The following is a 16,919-nucleotide window of genomic DNA, read 5'->3' on the forward strand; positions in this document are numbered from 1 at the left end:
CATGACCACGGCGGTCCCCCGCGTCTCGGGGGGCGAAGAGGAGCACGGCCACCTCGAGGAGTTCCGTACCGATCCGATCGGCCTGATGCAGCGGCTGCGCGACGAGTGCGGTGACGTCGGCTGGTTCCAGCTCGCCGGCAAGCAGGTCGTCATGCTCTCCGGCGCCGAGGCCAACGAGTTCTTCTTCCGGTCCAGCGACAGCGAGCTGAACCAGGCCGAGGCCTACCCGTTCATGACCCCGATCTTCGGTGAGGGCGTCGTGTTCGACGCCGACCCGGAACGGCGGGCGGAGATGTTGCACAACACCGCGTTACGTGGCGAGCAGATGAAGGGCCACGCCGCGACGATCGAGAACGAAGTCCGCCGGATGATCGAGAACTGGGGCGACGACGGCGAGATCGACCTGCTCGACTTCTTCGCTGAGCTGACCATCTACACCTCGACGGCGTGCCTGATCGGTCTCAAGTTCCGCAACCAGCTCGACTCGCGGTTCGCGAACTACTACCACCTTCTGGAGCGCGGCACCGATCCGCTCTGCTACGTCGACCCGTATCTGCCGATCGAGAGTTTCCGCATCCGCGACGAGGCGCGGGCCAGCCTGGTCGATCTGGTGCAGGAGGTCATGACCGGACGCATCGCCAACCCACCGACCGACAAGAGCGACCGCGACCTGCTCGACGTGCTGGTCTCGATCAAGGACGAGGAAGGCAATCCCCGGTTCTCGGCCAACGAGGTGACCGGCATGTTCATCTCGCTGATGTTCGCCGGCCACCACACCAGCTCGGGCACCTCGAGTTGGACCCTGATCGAGCTGCTGCGTCACCCCGAGTACTACGCGCAGGTGCAGCAGGAGCTCGACGACCTCTACGCCGATGGCCAGGAGGTGAGTTTCCATGCGCTGCGCCAGATTCCGAAGATCGACAACGCGCTCAAGGAGACACTGCGGCTGCATCCTCCGCTGATCATCCTGATGCGGGTGGCTCAGGACGAGTTCGAGGTGGCCGGCCATCCGATCCACAAGGGACAGATGGTCGCCGCCTCCCCCGCCATCTCGAACCGCATCGCCGAGGACTTCCCGAACCCCGACGACTTCGATCCCGACCGGTACGACAAGCCGCGCCAGGAAGACCTGATCAATCGGTGGACGTGGATCCCGTTCGGGGCCGGCAAGCATCGCTGTGTCGGCGCCGCCTTCGCCCAGATGCAGATCAAGGCGATCTTCTCGGTCCTGTTGCGCGAGTACGAGTTCGAGATGGCGCAGCCACCCGAGAGTTACCGCAACGACCATTCGAAAATGGTGGTGCAATTGGCCCGCCCGGCGACGGTGCGCTATCGCAGGCGAGTCGAGAAGGCCTGAACCCGTGGGTTGCTACCGGATAGAACTCGACGAAGACCTGTGCCAGGGGCACGCGATGTGCGAGCTGGAGGCACCGGATGTGTTCCGGGTCCCCAAACGCGGCGTGGTCGAGGTCCTCGATGCCCACCCCCCCGACGAGCTGCGCGATGCCGTGGAGCTGGCCGTCGAGATGTGCCCTACCCGAGCCCTTTCCATTACCGACCTAGAGGAGTGACGATGGCGTCCCGCGAACAACTGGAAGACTGGGTGCAGCGCTGGCTGGACGCCAACCGCGCCGCCGAGGCCGCCGGCGACTGGAAGCCGCTGGCCGAGTTCTACACCACCGACGCCACATACGGCTGGAACATCGGCCCCAAGGAAGACGTCATGTGCGTCAACAAGGACGAAATCCGGGACGTGGCACTGGGTCTGGAGATGGAAGGCCTGGAGAACTGGGTGTACGAGTACCAGAAGGTGCTCATCGACGACAAGCAGAACGAGATCGTCGGGTTCTGGAAGCAGATCGCCCACAAGAGCGATGGCTCGAGTGACGAGATCTACGGCATCGGCGGCAGCTGGTTCCGGCTCAACGATCAGCTGCTGATCGAGTGGCAGCGGGACTTCTTCGACTTCGGGCACGTGCAGAAGGCCTTCATGAAGCTGATCGAGTCCGGCGACCTCACGCCCACGATGCAGAAACGCATCGAGCGCTCCCTCGCCGGAGAGAAACTCCCCGGGTATTACCCGATCGGCGAGGCACCTGTCCCGATCTGGTGAGCACACCACCAAGCGGTTGCTTGGGGGCGGTGTGATGTGGCTAACTAGAGCCTCTAGTCTGGATTGCACGAGCACTCGTCGAAAGCAGGAGATATGAAGACCAAAGGCGCTCTGATCTGGGAGTTCAACCAGCCCTGGTCGATCGAGGAGATCGAGATCGGCGACCCCGTCAAGGACGAGGTCAAGATCCAGATGGAAGCCTCGGGCATGTGCCACTCGGACCATCACCTGGTCACCGGTGACATCCCGATGGCGGGCTTCCCGGTGCTCGGCGGACACGAGGGCGCCGGCATCGTCACCGAGGTCGGGCCGGGCGTCGAGGGCCTCGAGCCGGGCGACCACGTGGTGCTGTCCTTCATCCCCTCCTGCGGCTCCTGCCCCTCCTGTCAGGCGGGCATGCGCAACCTCTGCGACCTGGGGGCGATGCTGCTGCAGGGCACCGCGGTCTCGGACAACACCCACCGCATCCATGCGGTCAAGGACGGCACGCCCGTCATCCCGATGACGCTGCTGGGCACGTTCAGCCCGTACATGGTCGTCCACAAGAGCTCGGTGGTGAAGATCGACCCGTCGATCCCGTTCGAGGTGGCCTGCCTCGTGGGCTGCGGTGTCACCACCGGGTACGGCTCTGCCGTGCGCAGCGCGAACGTGCGCCCCGGCGACGACGTCGTGATCGCCGGTATCGGCGGTGTCGGCATGGGCGCCCTGCAGGGCGCGCTGAACGCGGGCGCCCGCAACATCTTCGCGATCGACCCCGTCGAGTGGAAGCGCGACCAGGCGCTCAAGTTCGGCGCCACGCACGCCTACCCGGACATCGGCGCCGCGATGATGGGCGTCGCCGAGACCACGCAGGGCCGGATGGCGTCGAAGACGATCATCACCACCGGTGAGCTCAAGGGCGAAGAGATCGACAACTACCTCAACATCACCGCCAAGGGCGGCACCTGCGTCGTCACCGCGGTCGCCAACATGGCCAGCTCCGACGTCACGCTGAACCTGTCCATGCTCACCCTGCTGCAGAAGAACCTGCAGGGCACCATCTTCGGCGGCGGTAACCCGCACTTCGACATCCCGCAGCTGCTGTCGATGTACAAGGCCGGCCGGCTGAACCTCGACGACATGGTGACCCGCCAGTACAAGCTCGAGCAGATCAACGACGGCTATCGGGACATGCTCGAGGGCAGGAACATCCGCGGCGTGATCCGCTACACCGACGCCGACCGGTAGGCCACCATGACCGAGACAGCGCTGGCACCGGTGGTCGCCGCGTCGCAGGCGTCGTGGCGCTGCGTGCAAAGCGGTGACCGCGACGGGTGGCTGGCCCTGATGTCCGACGACATCGTGATCGAGGACCCGATCGGGGAGGCCGTCACCAACCCCGACGGCACCGGGGTGCGCGGCAAGGAGGCGGTGGCCGCGTTCTTCGACGCGAACATCGGGCCCAACCGGCTCCGCGTCACCTGCGAGGAGACGTTCCCGTCCAGCAGTCCCCGCGAGATCGCGTACATCCTGGTGCTGGAGACCACGTTTCCCAACGGGTTCGTCGCGACGGTCCGCGGCGCGTTCACCTACCGGGTCGACGACGCCGGTCTGATCACCAACCTGCGCGGCTACTGGAACATGGACGCGATGACGTTCACCGAAGCGGGAACCACGCATCAGCGCTGAGTTGTCCGGCCGCGCTGCCGTCGTCGTCGGCGGCACGCGCGGCATCGGGCGAGCCGTCGCTGCGCTTCTGTCCGAACTCGGCGCCGGTCTTGTCGTCAACGGCCGGGATCCTGCTGCCGTCGACGAGGCCGCACGCAGCATCCCCGGCGCCGTCGGTTTCGCGGGCTCGCCCGCGGATCCCGCGACCGCGAACGCGTTGATCGGCGAGTGCGTACGGGAATTCGGCCGCATCGACATCCTGGTCAACTGCGCCGGCACGGCGGAGCCGGCCGGATCGTCGATCCTGTCCGTGACCGCCTCGCAGTTCCGGGATCTGATGGACGCCCACCTCGGCACGGTCTTCCACACGTGCCGGGCCGCCGCACCGCTGATGGTCCGGCAGCGCTCCGGGGCGATCGTCACCACGGGATCGTTCGCATTCCTCGGCGACTACGGGGGCACCGGCTATCCGGCCGGCAAGGGGGCGGTGAACGGCCTGACGCTGGCCATCGCCGCAGAGCTCGCCGAACACGGGGTGCGCGCCAATGTGGTGTGCCCGGGAGCCAAGACCCGGCTCTCCAGCGGCCCCGACTACGAGGCGCACATCACCGAGCTCAACAGGCGTGGGCTGCTCGACGACATCAGCATGGCCGGAGCACTGGATGCTGCGCCGCCGGAGTACGCCGCCCCCACCTACGCCTACCTGGTGAGCGACCTGGCCGCCGACATCACAGGCCAGATCTTCATCGCCGCAGGCGGTTTCGTCGGTCGCTTCGGCCGGCCCACGCCGCAGATCGTGGCGTACCGCGACCACCACGACGCGCCGCCGTGGGCGATAGCGGAGATCGCCCGGAAAGTCTCGGAGCAGGTCAGGAGCTGACGCCGGGCAGCTCGTGGTCGCGATACTGCTTTCGCAGCTCGAGTTTGAGGATCTTGCCCGTCGCGGTGTGGGGCAGCTCGTCGACGAACACCACATCGTCGGGCAGCCACCACTTGGCGACCTCGTCGGCAAGGTAGTCGAGGATGTCTTCCCGGGTTGCGCTGTGGCCCTCGCGCAGCACGGCCACCAGCAGTGGCCGCTCCTGCCATTTCGGGTGCGGAACCCCGATCACCGCGGCCTCCGCGACCGCCGGGTGGCCGAGCGCGGCGTTCTCCAGGTCGATCGAGCTGACCCACTCGCCGCCGGACTTGATCACGTCCTTGGCGCGGTCGACCAGCTGCAGATAGCCGTCGGGGTCGATGGTCGCCACGTCGCCGGTCGGGAAGAACCCCTCGGCATCGAGCTTCTCCCCGCCCTCGCCCCGGTAGTAGCCGCTGGCGATCCACGGACCGCGCAGCCACACTTCACCGAAAGCCTTACCGTCCCAGGGCAATCGGTTGCCATCGTCGTCGACGATCTTCAACTCGACACCGCAGATCCCGCGCCCCTGTTTCAACAGGATCTGGTTCTTCTCGGCCTGCGGGAGCCCTTCGTGCTTGGGCAGCAGCCGGCCGATGACGCACAACGGGGAGGTCTCGGTCATGCCCCAGCCCTGCATGGCCTGCGCACCGAAGTCCCTGTCGAACCGCTCGATCATCGACAGCGGCAACGCCGCGCCGCCCGTGCCCGCGATACGCAGCCCGAGTTCGTGCGGGTCGATCTCGGGGTGGGCGTCGAGGTAGGAGAACAGCATCATCCACACCGTCGGAACGCCCTGGGATTGGTTCACCCCTTCGGCTTTCATCAACTGGTACACCGATTCACCGTCGAGGTGGGGGCCGGGCAACACCAGCTTGGCACCCACCATCGCCGCGGTGTAGGGGGTACCCCACGCGTTGGCGTGGAACATCGGCACCACGAGCAGGATCACCGACCCGCTGTGCACGTCGTTGGCGTCGCGCGCCGCGGCCATCAGGGTGTGCAGCATCGTCGAACGGTGGGAGTAGAGAACACCTTTCGGATTGCCGGTGGTACCGGAGGTGTAGCACAGCGACGACGCGCTACGCTCGTCGAACTCCGGCCAGTGGTAATGCGTGGACTGGCGCCCGATGACGTCCTGCCAGCACAGCAGCGCACCGTCGGGCAATCCGGGCACCTCGGGCATGTGGTCCCGGTCGGTCATCGCTACGTATGCGGTCACGGTGGTCAGCTCGGGTGCGATGTCGGCGACCAGCGACGCGAACGTGGTGTCGAAGAACAGGATTCGATCCTCGGCATGGTTGATGATGTAGACGATCTGCTCACGGAACAGCCGCGGGTTGACGGTGTGCATCACCGCGCCGGAACCCGAGACACCGAAGTACAGCGCGAGATGGCGGTCGCTGTTCCAGGCGAGCGTGGCAACCCGGTCCCCGGCGTCGATGCCCCACTCGGTCAGCGCGTTGGCCACCTGCTTGGACACCTCGCCGACTTCGCGCCACGAGGAGCGGCGCACAGTGCCCTTGGGGCCCTCGGGCACATGCGACACGATCTCCGCGTCCCCGTGGAACGCCGCGGCGTAGTCGATCAGCGACGAGATCAGCAATGGTCGGTCCTGCATCAAACCCAGCATCTGGCCAGGCTATGGAATGCTCGGTGCCATGGCGACCGTCTTCACCAAGATCATCAACGGCGAGCTGCCGGGCCGATTCGTCTACGAAGACGACGAGGTGGTGGCGTTCCTGACGATTCAGCCGATGACGCAGGGACACACGCTGGTGGTACCGCGCGCGGAGATCGACAACTGGCAGGACATCGACGCGCCCGTGTTCGCCCGCGTGATGGAAGTCTGCCAGCTGATCGGCAAGGCGGTGTGCACAGCGTTCGACACCGAGCGCTCCGGCGTCATCATCGCCGGTCTCGAGGTGCCGCATCTGCACGTGCACGTCTTCCCCGCACGGGACCTCGCGGACTTCGGCTTCGCGAACGTGGACAACGATCCGTCGCCGGAGTCGCTCGACGAGGCGCAGCGCCGCATCAAGGCGGCGCTGGCCGAACTCAGCTGATCGGGACGTCCACCGAGGCGGGCACCGTGCCCTCGGTGACCTCGGCAGCCTCCGCGATCCGCGGCAGGCTCACTCGGAACGCGCAGCCCTGCCCCGGCGCGGTGGTCACCCCTACTGTGCCGCCGTGGGCATAGACCAGCGAATCGACGATCGACAACCCGAGGCCCGTGCCGCCGCTGGCGCGGGCCCGCGACGAGTCGGCGCGATAGAAGCGTTCGAACACCCGCTGGGCGTCCTCGACGCTCATCCCCGGGCCCTGGTCGCGCACCTCGAGGACCGCGGAGTCCCCCTCGGTGCCGACCCGCACGGTCACCGCGGCCGTTTCGGGAGTGTGCTGCAGGGCGTTGGCGACCAGATTGGACAGCACCTGACGCAGTCGCGCCTCGTCGCCGAGAACCTCGGGGGTCCCCGGGCCGTCGAACACTTCCATGCGGATCGGCCGGCGCGGCGCGATCGACTGCGCGTCGTGCACGGCGTCGCTGGCCAGGGCGAGGAGGTCGACCCGGCGCTGCTCCAACGGCCTCTGCGCGTCGAGTCGTGCCAGCAGCAGCAGGTCTTCGACCAGCAGGCCCATCCGCCGCGATTCACTTTCGATGCGGCCCATCAGCATCTCGACGTCACGGGCCGCGCCCTGGCGATACAGCTCGGCGAAGCCACGGATCGTCGTCAGCGGGGTCCGCAGTTCGTGGCTGGCGTCGGTGATGAACCGGCGCATGCGTTCCTCGGATTCGCGGGCCTGGTCCGCCGACGACTCCGAGGACGCCAATGCCCGTTGGATCTGGGCGAGCATGCCGTTGAGCGCCAGGGAGAGCCGCCCGACCTCGGTGCGGGGGTCGCGCTCGGGAACGCGGCGGTCCAGCTGGCCCGCGGCGATGGCGGCGGCGGTCTGCTCGACCTCGGCGAGGGGACGCAGGCTTCGGTGCACGACGGCGTACCCGGCGATGCCGAGCACGATCAGCACCGCGACGCCGATGCCCATCTGCGCGGCGACCAGGGCCCGGGTCGTGGACTTCACGTCGGACAGGTCGATCGCGACGGTGGTGAGCTCACCGTCGGCTCCGGGCACCGTCATCGCGCGCCATTCGACCGGAGAGTCAGCTTTGCTTCCGACCGTGACCGGATCGGGTCCGACGTCGTTGTCAGCGGGCAAGGCGGGTTCGGCATCGCTGTCGTTGACTGCGACCCAGGCGCTGCCGCCGGGTTCGATGACCCGCACGTAGTAGTCCGACGGCGGCCTGCCGGTGTTAGGGCCCTGGTCCTCCGGATCGGCGGGTGACTGTCTGGGCACCTGGGCCCAGCCCCGGGAGGCGTCGCGCAACGTGTCGTCGACGCGGTTGATCAGCGTGTGGTGCATGATCGTCGTCACCGCGATACCCGAGGCAAGCAAACCACAGCCGACCAGCAGCAACGTCGCTGCGACCAGTCCTACCCGAAGCGGAATCCCGCGTCTGATGTGGGGCACATCCCCATTGTCACCGGGGTTCGCGAAGTACATACCCCACACCCCTCAGGGTGTGCAGCAGACGCTTGTCCCCGGTGTCGATCTTGCGGCGGAGATAGGACACGTAGGACTCGACGACGTTGACGTCGCCACCGAAGTCGTAGCGCCAGACGTGGTCGAGGATCTTCGGCTTCGACAGCACGGTGCCGGCGTTGATGATGAAGTACCGCAGCAGGGTGAATTCCGTGGGCGAGAGCGACACCGGCTCGCCGGCTTTCCACACTTCGTGGGTGTCCTCGTCGAGCTCGATGTCGGCGAACTTGAGCCGTGAGGTGCGCGGCTCCTGCACGCCGCCACCCGCACGGCGCAGGATCACCCGCAACCGGGCCACCACCTCTTCGAGGCTGAACGGCTTGGTCACGTAGTCGTCGCCGCCGAGGGTGAGTCCGGCGATCTTGTCCTGCAAGGAGTCGCGTGCGGTCAGGAACAGCGCCGGGGCCTCGATCCCATCGGCGCGCAGCCTGCGCAGCAGCCCGAACCCGTCCATACCGGGCATCATCACGTCCAGGATGATGGCGTCGGGGCGCATCTCGCGTGCGAGGTCGAGGGCGGCCGGACCGTTGGATGCCGTGTGCACCTCGAAGCCCTGGAACTTCAAGCTCACTGACAGCAGCTCGACGATGTTGGTCTCGTCATCGACCACGAGGATCCGAGCTTCGGGGACGCTTTCCTGCACTGGCATGGCCATGGTCCTCAGTTTCAACCCCTGGATTGGAAAAGTGCTGCACGCTCGCTGTGTGGTTCCTGTGAGTTCATTCTTGCGCTGTTCCTACACTGAGCGCATGAACCTCGGCAGATCCCTCAGCGATCTCGCATTGACGCCGGCACGGGTGGGTCTGGCCGTGGCCGATGCCGGGCTCGGGATGGCCAGCGGTGGCCTCGGCATCGCGCGCAAGGCGCTCGGTGAGCCCGGAAGTGGTGTCCGCCAGCCGCCGACCTCCTTCGCGGCGATGATCGGCGTCCAGGATGCCGTGGAGCGGGCCAACCGGCTCGCACGCCTGATGGACGAGGACCAGCCGCTGGGCCGGGCGCTGGCGCCGGGCGGGGCCCTGGACCGCCTGTTGCAGCCCGGCGGCGTCATCGACAGGCTGACGGCCCCCGGTGGCGCGTTGGAGCGGCTGACCGAGGACAACAGCGGGCTGATGCGTGCCATCGAGCCCGGCGGACTGGTCGATCAACTGCTCGCCGAGGACGGGCTGGTGGACAGACTGCTCGCCGAGGACGGGGTGGCCGAACGTCTGTTCGCCGAAGGCGGCGTCGTGGACACCCTCACCGCCCGCAACGGCCCACTCGAGCAGCTCGCGACGGTTGCGGACACATTGAACCGGTTGACCCCGGGTCTGGAAGCGCTGGAGCCGACGATCGAGGCGTTGCGTGAGGCCGTGATCGTGCTGAGTCAGGTGGTGAACCCGCTGAGCAACATCGCCGACCGCATCCCTCTGCCGGGACGCCGCCCGCGTGCCCGATTCATCGCGCGACCGGCGACGCCGCAGCGGGTGATCGATGTCGAAGAGTGAGGGCACAGCCGTTAAGCTGACCTTCCACGCCTCCTTAGCTCAGCGGTAGAGCAACGCTCTTGTAAAGCGTAGGTCGTCAGTTCAATCCTGACAGGGGGCTCCATGACGGGCGGTGAACGACCGCCGTCTCGCCAACCGGGTTTGCAGCGTCGCGGCATGACTCCGGAAAAGCCAACGATCACAGTCGCGAAACGATATCGGGGCCTTTACGCCCTTTTGCTGGCCGACTCCTGTGAGATGCGATTGAATGGCGCTACGTCGGGGGACGAGAGACCGGTTTCCAAAGGGGTTTTCTGTTGAGTTCCGCAGCGTATATCGGCCGTGTCGGCGCCTTGGCCGTCGCCCTGGGCATCGGGTCGGCGGTGTTCGCGGGGCAGGCGTGGGCCGATGACACCGCCTCGGCCTCGACGTCCTCGTCGGCTTCGTCGTCCCCGTCGTCGACCGAGAAGCCCTCGACCGCGGCGGGCCCCAAGGCCCGCACCACCCCGAGATCCGACCGCGCCGACAAGCCACGGCGGTTCGGCAAGCCCGACAAGACGGACGCATCCGACACGGCCGATCCCGCCGATTCGGTGACGACGACACAACCGACCACGAAGCCGACCACGAAGCGCACGACGAGGCCGACCTGGAAGAAGGCGGACAGCACCCCCGGGGCCACCCCCGACTCGTCGGCGTCAACTCCTGCGACCGCCGACACGGACAAGGCGCCGTCGCGGTCCGCGCGACGCACCCAGGTCGTCTCCCCCGATCCGGCCGAACCGCCGCGCATCTCGTTGCGGTCGACGCTGCTGCGCCCGGCACCGGACACCGCCGTGCCCGCACAGCAGATCGACCGGCCGATCGACAGACCAGTCGTCAAGGCTGTCGTCGAAGTTGCCCGCAGCATGGTCGACTGGGCGCACCAGAAGGCTGACGCCGGCCAGGGCCAGACGGCACCGCCCCCGTTCCTGTTCGCACTGCTGTCGGTGGCACGGCGCGAGCTCGAGACGGTGTCGGCCGCACGCACCACCCGCGTCGCCACCTCGAGCCTGACCACCGACACCCCGCAGGCCGCCCCGCTGGCTGCCGCCGCGGTCACGCCGTACTCGCCGTGGCTGAACCCTCAGGTCAGCCCGTCGACCAACTTCGTCAGCTGGGTGACCGGCGGCTACTCCTACGGCGATCCGCTGAAGGCGAACACCGTCGACCGGTTCAGCGTGTGGGGCACCGACGTCGGCACCATGTGGGACAACGGCATGGTCGACGACCCGACCACCCCGTACAACGAGCACCAGGTGCTGATCGCCGTCGGCGACACCTTCAGCGGGCCCAACATGACGGGCCGGCACATCTTCAACACGCTGTTCCGCAGCTCGGACACCAATCTGAGCGACGGCATCACGATCCCCAACGGAGAATGGTTCACCGGCAACTACTTCGGCGGTGCACCGCTGGACGGTCCGGTGAACGCACGCCCGATCATCAATCCCGAGAAGTGGTTGCCGAGTTCGGTGACGATGATCCCGACCGCGGGTATCTCGGTCAACGTGCCAGTCACCAAGGACACGCCGTACGGCACTATCCAGTACGTCAGCTACATGTCGGTCAGCAAGTGGGGTTCGTCGGGTAAGTGGACCACCAACTACTCGGCGATGGGCTACTCGACGGACAACGGCGAGAACTTCACGATCGACCCGAAGAGCATTCGATACAACTCGTTCCTCAGCGGCAACAAGAACTTTCAGCAGTCGGCCTTCGTCAAGGGCGACGATGGCCTCATCTACGCGTATGGCACACCGAACGGCCGTCAGGGCGCGGCGTACCTGTCGCGTGTGGCGCCCGAGAACATCCTCGATCCCTCGAAGTACGAGTACTACAAGGCCGCCTCGAAGAGCTGGCTGGGCACCACGCCCGCCAGCTGGGTGAAGGGAAACCCGTCTGCAGCGACGGCGATCATCGGAAAGTCGGGCGGTTTCCTGGGTTTCACCAAACCCGGCTACACGGTCAGCGAAATGTCGGTGCAGTACAACGACTACCTGGACAAGTACATCGTGCTGTACGGCGACCAGAACAACAGCATCGTCATGCGGACCGCGGACACCCCCGAGGGCGCCTGGTCGGATGCCACCGTCCTGATGAGCCAGCAGTCCGGCGGCATCTACGCACCGATGCTGCACCCCTGGTCTCCGTCCACATTGGGCACCGGATCGGATCTGTACTTCAACCTCTCGCTCTGGTCGAGCTACAACGTGATGCTGATGCACACCGATCTGACCAAGGTGTAGCGAGTCCGCGGCGGGCATAGACTTCGCACGTGCGCGACGTGCTCGACGAGTTGCTGACCGTCTGGCGTGCCGGCGGTACCGCAGGCCTGTCGACGGTCGTCCGCACGATGAACTCCGCACCACGTCCGCCCGGCGCGGCCATGGTGGTGACCCCCGACGGCGCCGTCGCCGGCTCCGTCTCGGGCGGCTGCGTCGAATCTGCGGTCTACGACGTGGCCGGTGACGTCATGGCGAGCGGCCGCGCGCAGTTGCAGCGGTACGGCGTCAGCGACGACGAGGCGTTCGCTGTGGGGTTGACCTGCGGAGGCATCATCGATGTCTTCACCGAACCGGTGTCGCGCCAGTCGTTTCCACAGTTGCAGGCCGTCGCTGACGACATCGCCGCTCACCGCGCGGTGGCGGTGGCCACCGTCATCGATCATCCCGACCCGCTGCACCACGGGCGACGGATCGTCGTCGGGCCTGAATTCGCCGACGGCTCAGTGGGTTCCGAGCGCGCCGACGACGCGATCGTCGACGACGCCAGAGGCCTGCTGGCCGCGGGCCGCTCGGCCGTTCTGAGCTACGGACCGGACGGGCAGCGGCAAGAGACCGGGATGGCGGTCTTCGTCGCCAGTCACGCGCCTCGGCCGCGGATGATCATCGTCGGGGCCATCGACTTCGCCACCGCACTCGCCGCCCAGGCAACCCTGCTGGGCTACCGGGTCACCGTCTGCGATGCCCGGCCCGTATTCGCCACCGCGGCAAGGTTTCCCGCGGCCGACGACGTGGTGGTCGACTGGCCGCACCGCTACCTCGCCAGCGAGGCCGAGCGCGGCGCCCTCGACGCGCGGACCGCTATCTGCGTGCTCACCCACGATGCGAAGTTCGATGTCCCGGCGCTCGAGGTGGCGTTGCGGCTGCCCGAGATCGGCTACGTCGGCGTGATGGGATCGCGGCGCACCCACGAGGATCGGACGCGCCGCCTGCGGGACGCGGGTCTGACCGACGACGACTTGAGCCGACTGTCCAGCCCCATCGGGCTCGATCTCGGTGCCCGTACCCCCGAGGAGACGGCGGTGTCGATCGCCGCGGAGATCATCGCCTCCCGATGGGGCGGTGGGGGCCGGCCTCTGACCGAGACGCGCGGCCGCATCCACCACGACCAGGGCAACTAGTCCGGTACGACGCCGCGCAGACCGTCGGCACCGAAGACCGGTTCGAGCATCGCCGAGAAGTCTGGCCCGCGGCGCAGCATCATGCCGCCGTCGACATTGATCAGCTGTCCGGTGATGTAGCTGGACGCATCGCTGAGCAGGAACACCGCCGCATTGGCGACGTCCTCGGCCTCACCGGGACGCGGCAGCGGCGTGGCTGCCGCGTAGTCGCCGCTCACCTCTGGCGACATGAAGATCGCCGCCACCAGGTCCGTGCGGATCAGGCCCGGCCGGATGCAGTTCACCCGCACCAGCGAGGGGCCGAGCTCGTCGGCGGCCAGCTGCATCAGGTGATCCACCCCCGCCTTGGACACGCCGTAAGCACCGAACCAGCGGTGGGTGTTGCTCGCCGCGATCGAAGAGATGCCGACGAACGATCCCCCGCCGCCGCGCACCATCGCCCGTGCCGAGTGCTTGAGCACGTAGAAGGTGCCGTTGATGTTGAGGTCGACCAGCCGCCGCCAGGCCTCGGAGTCGAGCTGGGTGATCGGGCCGATCGTGTCGCTGCCGCCGGCGCAGTGCACCACGCCGTCGAGCCGACCCGTCCACGCCGTCGCCGCATCGATCGTGCGGGCCACCTCGTCCTCGTTGGTGACGTCGCCGGGCTCGTAGCGCACCGCGCCGCCGATCTCCTCGACTGCCGCAGCCAGCTTGTCCGCATTGCGGCCCATCAACATCGCGTTGCCGCCTGCCGCCACGACCGCTGCGGCCACTCCCTTACCGATCCCGCTCCCCCCGCCGGTGACCAGCACCGTTCGGCCCGAGAGCATCGCATCAGAGAGCTGCATCCATGCACCTTTCACCACATCAAAACGAGAACGTGTTCTAGTTATACGCCACCGGGGCCGCCACGAACGGGTTTCGGCTCCCGGCCCCGCCATTGGCTAGAGTTGTGCCATGCCTGCCAAACCTGACCCTGCCGAGATCGGCGACGTCGAGCCCATCGCCGACAGCACCGAGCGCCAGGCGCGACGCGTGGTCGCCGCCTACGCCACCGACGCCGACGAATGCCGGGTGTTCCTGTCGATGCTCGGTATCGGACCGGCAAAGCTCGACGCGTAATGCCTGCTCCGGGCGGCGTAGAGGACCGCTCGGGCCCGGCCGCGTCGGCCGATTTCGTCGTCGTCGCGAACCGCCTCCCCATCGACATCGTCCGCCGGCCCGACGGTTCCACGGAATACAAGCGCAGCCCGGGCGGACTGGTGACTGCGCTCGAGCCGCTTCTGCGTAAGCGCAGCGGCGCCTGGATCGGGTGGCCCGGCGTTCCCGAGGAGGCCGACGACCCGGACAGCTTCGATGAACCCATCGAGCAGGACGGCATGACGTTGGTTCCGGTACGGCTGTCCGCCGACGACGTCGCCGAATACTACGAGGGGTTCTCGAACGCGACCCTGTGGCCGCTGTATCACGACGTCATCGTCAAACCGATCTACCACCGGCAGTGGTGGGACCGCTACGTCGAGGTCAACCGCCGCTTCGCCGAGGCGACCGCACGGATCGCGGCCGAGGGTGCCACGGTGTGGGTGCAGGACTATCAGCTGCAGCTTGTCCCGAAGATGCTGCGCATGCTGCGGCCCGACCTGACCATCGGTTTCTTCCTGCACATCCCCTTCCCGCCGGTCGAACTGTTCATGCAGATGCCCTGGCGCACCGAGATCATCGAAGGTCTTCTCGGTGCCGACCTCGTCGGGTTCCACCTGCCCGGCGGTGCGCAGAACTTCCTGATCCTGTCGCGCAGGCTGGTGGGCGCCAACACCTCGCGCGGCAACGTCGGCGTCCGCTCCCGCTTCGGCGAGGTGTTCGTGGGCTTCCGCACCGTCAAGGTCGGCGCGTTCCCGATCTCGATCGACTCCGGCGATCTCGATCAGCAGGCGCGCACCCGCCGAATCCGACAGCGCGCCAGAGAGATTCGCGCCGAACTCGGTAACCCGCGCAAGGTGCTGCTCGGCGTCGACCGGCTGGACTACACCAAGGGGATCGACGTGCGGCTGCGGGCGTTCTCCGAGCTGCTCGACGAGGGCCGCATCGACCCGAACGACACCGTCCTGGTGCAGCTGGCCACGCCGAGCCGCGAGCGGGTGGAGAGCTACATCGCGATGCGGGAGGACATCGAGCGCCAGGTCGGCCACGTCAACGGCGAATACGGACAGGTCGGACACCCGGTGCTGCACTACCTGCATCGCCCCGTGCCCCGGGAAGACCTGGTCGCGTTCTACGCCGCCGCCGACGTCATGCTGGTGACCCCGCTGCGCGACGGCATGAACCTGGTGGCCAAGGAGTACGTGGCGTGCCGCAGCGATCTCGGCGGAGCCCTGGTGTTGAGCGAATTCACCGGTGCCGCAGCCGAATTACGACAGGCCTATCTGACCAACCCGCACCACCTGGAAGGCGTCAAGGATGCCATCGAGGCGGCGCTGACACAGACCCCGGAGGAGGGTCGGCGCAGGATGCGGGCGCTGCGTCGGCAGGTGCTGGCCCACGACGTGGACCGCTGGGCGCGGGCCTTCCTCGACGCGCTGGCCGACTCTAAATCGGCGTGATGTAGTTGATCAGCCACTTGCCGTCGATCTTCTGATAGTCGACACGTAGGCGGCTGCCGTCGTAGATGGGCTGGCGGGACTTGTCGGTCACCGTGCGGTTCATGTAGACCATCACTGACGCCGAATTACGTTGCGCCTCCAGCACTCCCACGCCCACCACGTTCGCCTGGCTGACCAGCTGGCGGTCCCGTGCCTGCGGGATGATGTCCTTGGCCGCACGGTCCTCGAACTCGCGGCGGTAGTTGGGCGTCAGCAGGGGGTACACCTTGCCCAGGCTGCCCTCGACCGTCTGGTAGTCGTAACCGAAGACCTGGGGAATCTGTTGCTGGGCAAGCGGAGCCAGCTCGTCGCGCGCCGCCTGCTCGCCCTGCAACTGCACCCGGTCCCAGTACAGCCAGCCGCCGACGCCACCGAGCGCCACCACGCCGAGTGACAACAGCACGCCGACGGCGGCCAGCAGCCGCGCGGTCCACTTACCCATCAGTTGCCGCCGTCGGGGTATTTGAGGTCGTAGCCCGTCATGTGCCCGTTGTCGTCCTCGTGCACGATCACCCGCATGCGGTAGGGCTGCGACGGCTTGTTGGTGCCGTCGACGTCGGTCACCGTCACGCGAGCGGACACCAGCACCGCGGCGTTACCGCTGACTTGGTCGACCTTCTCGAGTGCGGCGCCGTTGATCACCGCCTCGGAGCTGGCGTTGGTGTCGCGGAAGATGGCCTTGAGGTTGTCGACGTTGTCGCCCTGGCTGAGCATGTCGCGCAGCGGTCCGCTCGTGCCGTTGACGAAGCGGTTCACACTGTCGTCGATGTCGTCCTGCGTGTAGCTGAACATGTTGACCACCAACTGCGAAGCCGTGTCGACGAACCGTTGGTCGCGGGCCAGCTGGGCCTCTTGGGCCCGCTGCTGGTGCAGCATCCACGCCACCCCACCACCCAGCGCACCCGCTAACACGAGCAGGGTCAGCAGGGACACCAGCGCGACGAGGCCACGATTGGCCCGGCGACGTGGCGGCGGCGCCGCGGACGCCGAGCCCGGACGACGGACCGTGGTGGTGCCGGGGGCGTCGAGCACAACCGCCAAGGACTCCGGTTCGGCACCGGAGGCCGGCCCGGCGGCGCGGGAGGCGCGACGCCGCGGGGGCCGGCTCGCTTCACGCGGGCTAGCTTCTACCAAC

The 16,919-nt window shown here is 67.3% G+C and carries 18 protein-coding genes and 1 tRNA gene; 13 read left to right on the plus strand and 6 right to left on the minus strand.

What is annotated here, in order from left to right; translation table 11 throughout:
* Position 1: 1 nt before the first annotated feature.
* From ACZY1G_RS09000 to ACZY1G_RS09025, 6 genes are all read left to right on the plus strand, one after another.
* Positions 2 to 1,357, plus strand: a complete 1,356-nt coding sequence (locus tag ACZY1G_RS09000; protein WP_463822240.1) for a cytochrome P450 — start codon at positions 2 to 4, stop codon at positions 1,355 to 1,357.
* Positions 1,358 to 1,361: 4 nt separating this feature from the next.
* Complete coding sequence (locus ACZY1G_RS09005; RefSeq protein ID WP_463814950.1) at positions 1,362 to 1,571, plus strand: ferredoxin; 210 nt, start codon at positions 1,362 to 1,364, stop codon at positions 1,569 to 1,571.
* 2 nt (positions 1,572 to 1,573) lie between these two features.
* Positions 1,574 to 2,113 (plus strand): nuclear transport factor 2-like protein, encoded by a 540-nt coding sequence (locus ACZY1G_RS09010; RefSeq protein ID WP_463814949.1) that lies wholly within the window; start codon positions 1,574 to 1,576, stop codon positions 2,111 to 2,113.
* A gap of 93 nt (positions 2,114 to 2,206) precedes the next feature.
* Positions 2,207 to 3,340, plus strand: a complete 1,134-nt coding sequence (locus ACZY1G_RS09015; RefSeq protein WP_221351469.1) for an NDMA-dependent alcohol dehydrogenase — start codon at positions 2,207 to 2,209, stop codon at positions 3,338 to 3,340.
* A gap of 6 nt (positions 3,341 to 3,346) precedes the next feature.
* Positions 3,347 to 3,781 (plus strand): nuclear transport factor 2 family protein, encoded by a 435-nt coding sequence (locus ACZY1G_RS09020; protein ID WP_463814948.1) that lies wholly within the window; start codon positions 3,347 to 3,349, stop codon positions 3,779 to 3,781.
* Position 3,782: 1 nt separating this feature from the next.
* Positions 3,783 to 4,640: an SDR family NAD(P)-dependent oxidoreductase gene (locus tag ACZY1G_RS09025; RefSeq protein ID WP_463822172.1), complete on the plus strand. Its 858-nt coding sequence runs from the start codon at positions 3,783 to 3,785 to the stop codon at positions 4,638 to 4,640.
* Here the strand turns inward: ACZY1G_RS09025 and ACZY1G_RS09030 are convergent.
* Positions 4,630 to 6,291 carry a long-chain-fatty-acid--CoA ligase gene (locus ACZY1G_RS09030; protein ID WP_463822173.1) on the minus strand — a complete coding sequence of 554 codons (1,662 nt, stop codon included), beginning with the start codon at positions 6,289 to 6,291 and terminating at the stop codon, positions 4,630 to 4,632. The genes ACZY1G_RS09025 and ACZY1G_RS09030 overlap by 11 nt on opposite strands.
* A gap of 28 nt (positions 6,292 to 6,319) precedes the next feature.
* Here ACZY1G_RS09030 and ACZY1G_RS09035 point away from each other — a divergent pair, with 28 nt between their 5' ends.
* Positions 6,320 to 6,724, plus strand: coding sequence for an HIT family protein (locus ACZY1G_RS09035; protein WP_463814945.1), 405 nt, complete (start codon positions 6,320 to 6,322; stop codon positions 6,722 to 6,724).
* Here the strand turns inward: ACZY1G_RS09035 and ACZY1G_RS09040 are convergent.
* Both ACZY1G_RS09040 and ACZY1G_RS09045 read right to left on the minus strand, forming a co-directional pair.
* Positions 6,717 to 8,219: a sensor histidine kinase gene (locus ACZY1G_RS09040; protein WP_463814944.1), complete on the minus strand. Its 1,503-nt coding sequence runs from the start codon at positions 8,217 to 8,219 to the stop codon at positions 6,717 to 6,719. The two genes, ACZY1G_RS09035 and ACZY1G_RS09040, sit on opposite strands and share 8 nt — an antisense overlap.
* On the minus strand, positions 8,197 to 8,913 hold the full coding sequence (locus tag ACZY1G_RS09045; RefSeq protein WP_463814943.1) for a response regulator transcription factor: 717 nt from the start codon (positions 8,911 to 8,913) through the stop codon (positions 8,197 to 8,199). Before ACZY1G_RS09045 ends, ACZY1G_RS09040 begins: the two co-directional genes overlap by 23 nt.
* Before the next feature lie 94 nt (positions 8,914 to 9,007).
* Here ACZY1G_RS09045 and ACZY1G_RS09050 point away from each other — a divergent pair, with 94 nt between their 5' ends.
* The 4 genes from ACZY1G_RS09050 to ACZY1G_RS09065 all read left to right on the plus strand — a co-directional run bounded on the left by ACZY1G_RS09050 (position 9,008) and on the right by ACZY1G_RS09065 (position 13,166).
* Complete coding sequence (locus tag ACZY1G_RS09050; protein ID WP_463814942.1) at positions 9,008 to 9,742, plus strand: MlaD family protein; 735 nt, start codon at positions 9,008 to 9,010, stop codon at positions 9,740 to 9,742.
* Between the two features lie 28 nt (positions 9,743 to 9,770).
* Positions 9,771 to 9,845: transfer RNA gene (locus ACZY1G_RS09055), tRNA-Thr, on the plus strand.
* Positions 9,846 to 10,038: 193 nt separating this feature from the next.
* Positions 10,039 to 12,009, plus strand: coding sequence for a DUF4185 domain-containing protein (locus tag ACZY1G_RS09060; protein ID WP_463822174.1), 1,971 nt, complete (start codon positions 10,039 to 10,041; stop codon positions 12,007 to 12,009).
* A 29-nt stretch (positions 12,010 to 12,038) separates the two neighbouring features.
* On the plus strand, positions 12,039 to 13,166 hold the full coding sequence (locus ACZY1G_RS09065; RefSeq protein WP_463822175.1) for an XdhC family protein: 1,128 nt from the start codon (positions 12,039 to 12,041) through the stop codon (positions 13,164 to 13,166).
* Here ACZY1G_RS09065 and ACZY1G_RS09070 read toward each other — a convergent pair.
* Positions 13,163 to 13,993, minus strand: a complete 831-nt coding sequence (locus ACZY1G_RS09070; RefSeq protein ID WP_463814939.1) for an SDR family oxidoreductase — start codon at positions 13,991 to 13,993, stop codon at positions 13,163 to 13,165. The two genes, ACZY1G_RS09065 and ACZY1G_RS09070, sit on opposite strands and share 4 nt — an antisense overlap.
* 109 nt (positions 13,994 to 14,102) lie before the next feature.
* Between ACZY1G_RS09070 and ACZY1G_RS09075 the strand changes: the two genes are divergently transcribed.
* Both ACZY1G_RS09075 and ACZY1G_RS09080 read left to right on the plus strand, forming a co-directional pair.
* Complete coding sequence (locus ACZY1G_RS09075) at positions 14,103 to 14,267, plus strand: hypothetical protein (protein ID WP_172835593.1); 165 nt, start codon at positions 14,103 to 14,105, stop codon at positions 14,265 to 14,267.
* Positions 14,267 to 15,745: an alpha,alpha-trehalose-phosphate synthase (UDP-forming) gene (locus ACZY1G_RS09080; RefSeq protein WP_463822176.1), complete on the plus strand. Its 1,479-nt coding sequence runs from the start codon at positions 14,267 to 14,269 to the stop codon at positions 15,743 to 15,745. The genes ACZY1G_RS09075 and ACZY1G_RS09080 overlap by 1 nt, the downstream gene beginning before the upstream one ends.
* On the opposite strand, the gene ACZY1G_RS09085 is transcribed toward ACZY1G_RS09080, so the two are convergent.
* Complete coding sequence (locus ACZY1G_RS09085; protein ID WP_463822177.1) at positions 15,732 to 16,226, minus strand: mammalian cell entry protein; 495 nt, start codon at positions 16,224 to 16,226, stop codon at positions 15,732 to 15,734. The genes ACZY1G_RS09080 and ACZY1G_RS09085 overlap by 14 nt on opposite strands.
* Entirely contained in the window at positions 16,226 to 16,918 is a 693-nt protein-coding gene (locus tag ACZY1G_RS09090; protein WP_463822178.1) for a mammalian cell entry protein, read from the minus strand. Before ACZY1G_RS09090 ends, ACZY1G_RS09085 begins: the two co-directional genes overlap by 1 nt.
* Position 16,919 lies beyond the last annotated feature (1 nt).

The sequence above is a fragment of the Mycobacterium sp. IDUB_5 genome, from assembly GCF_055419565.1.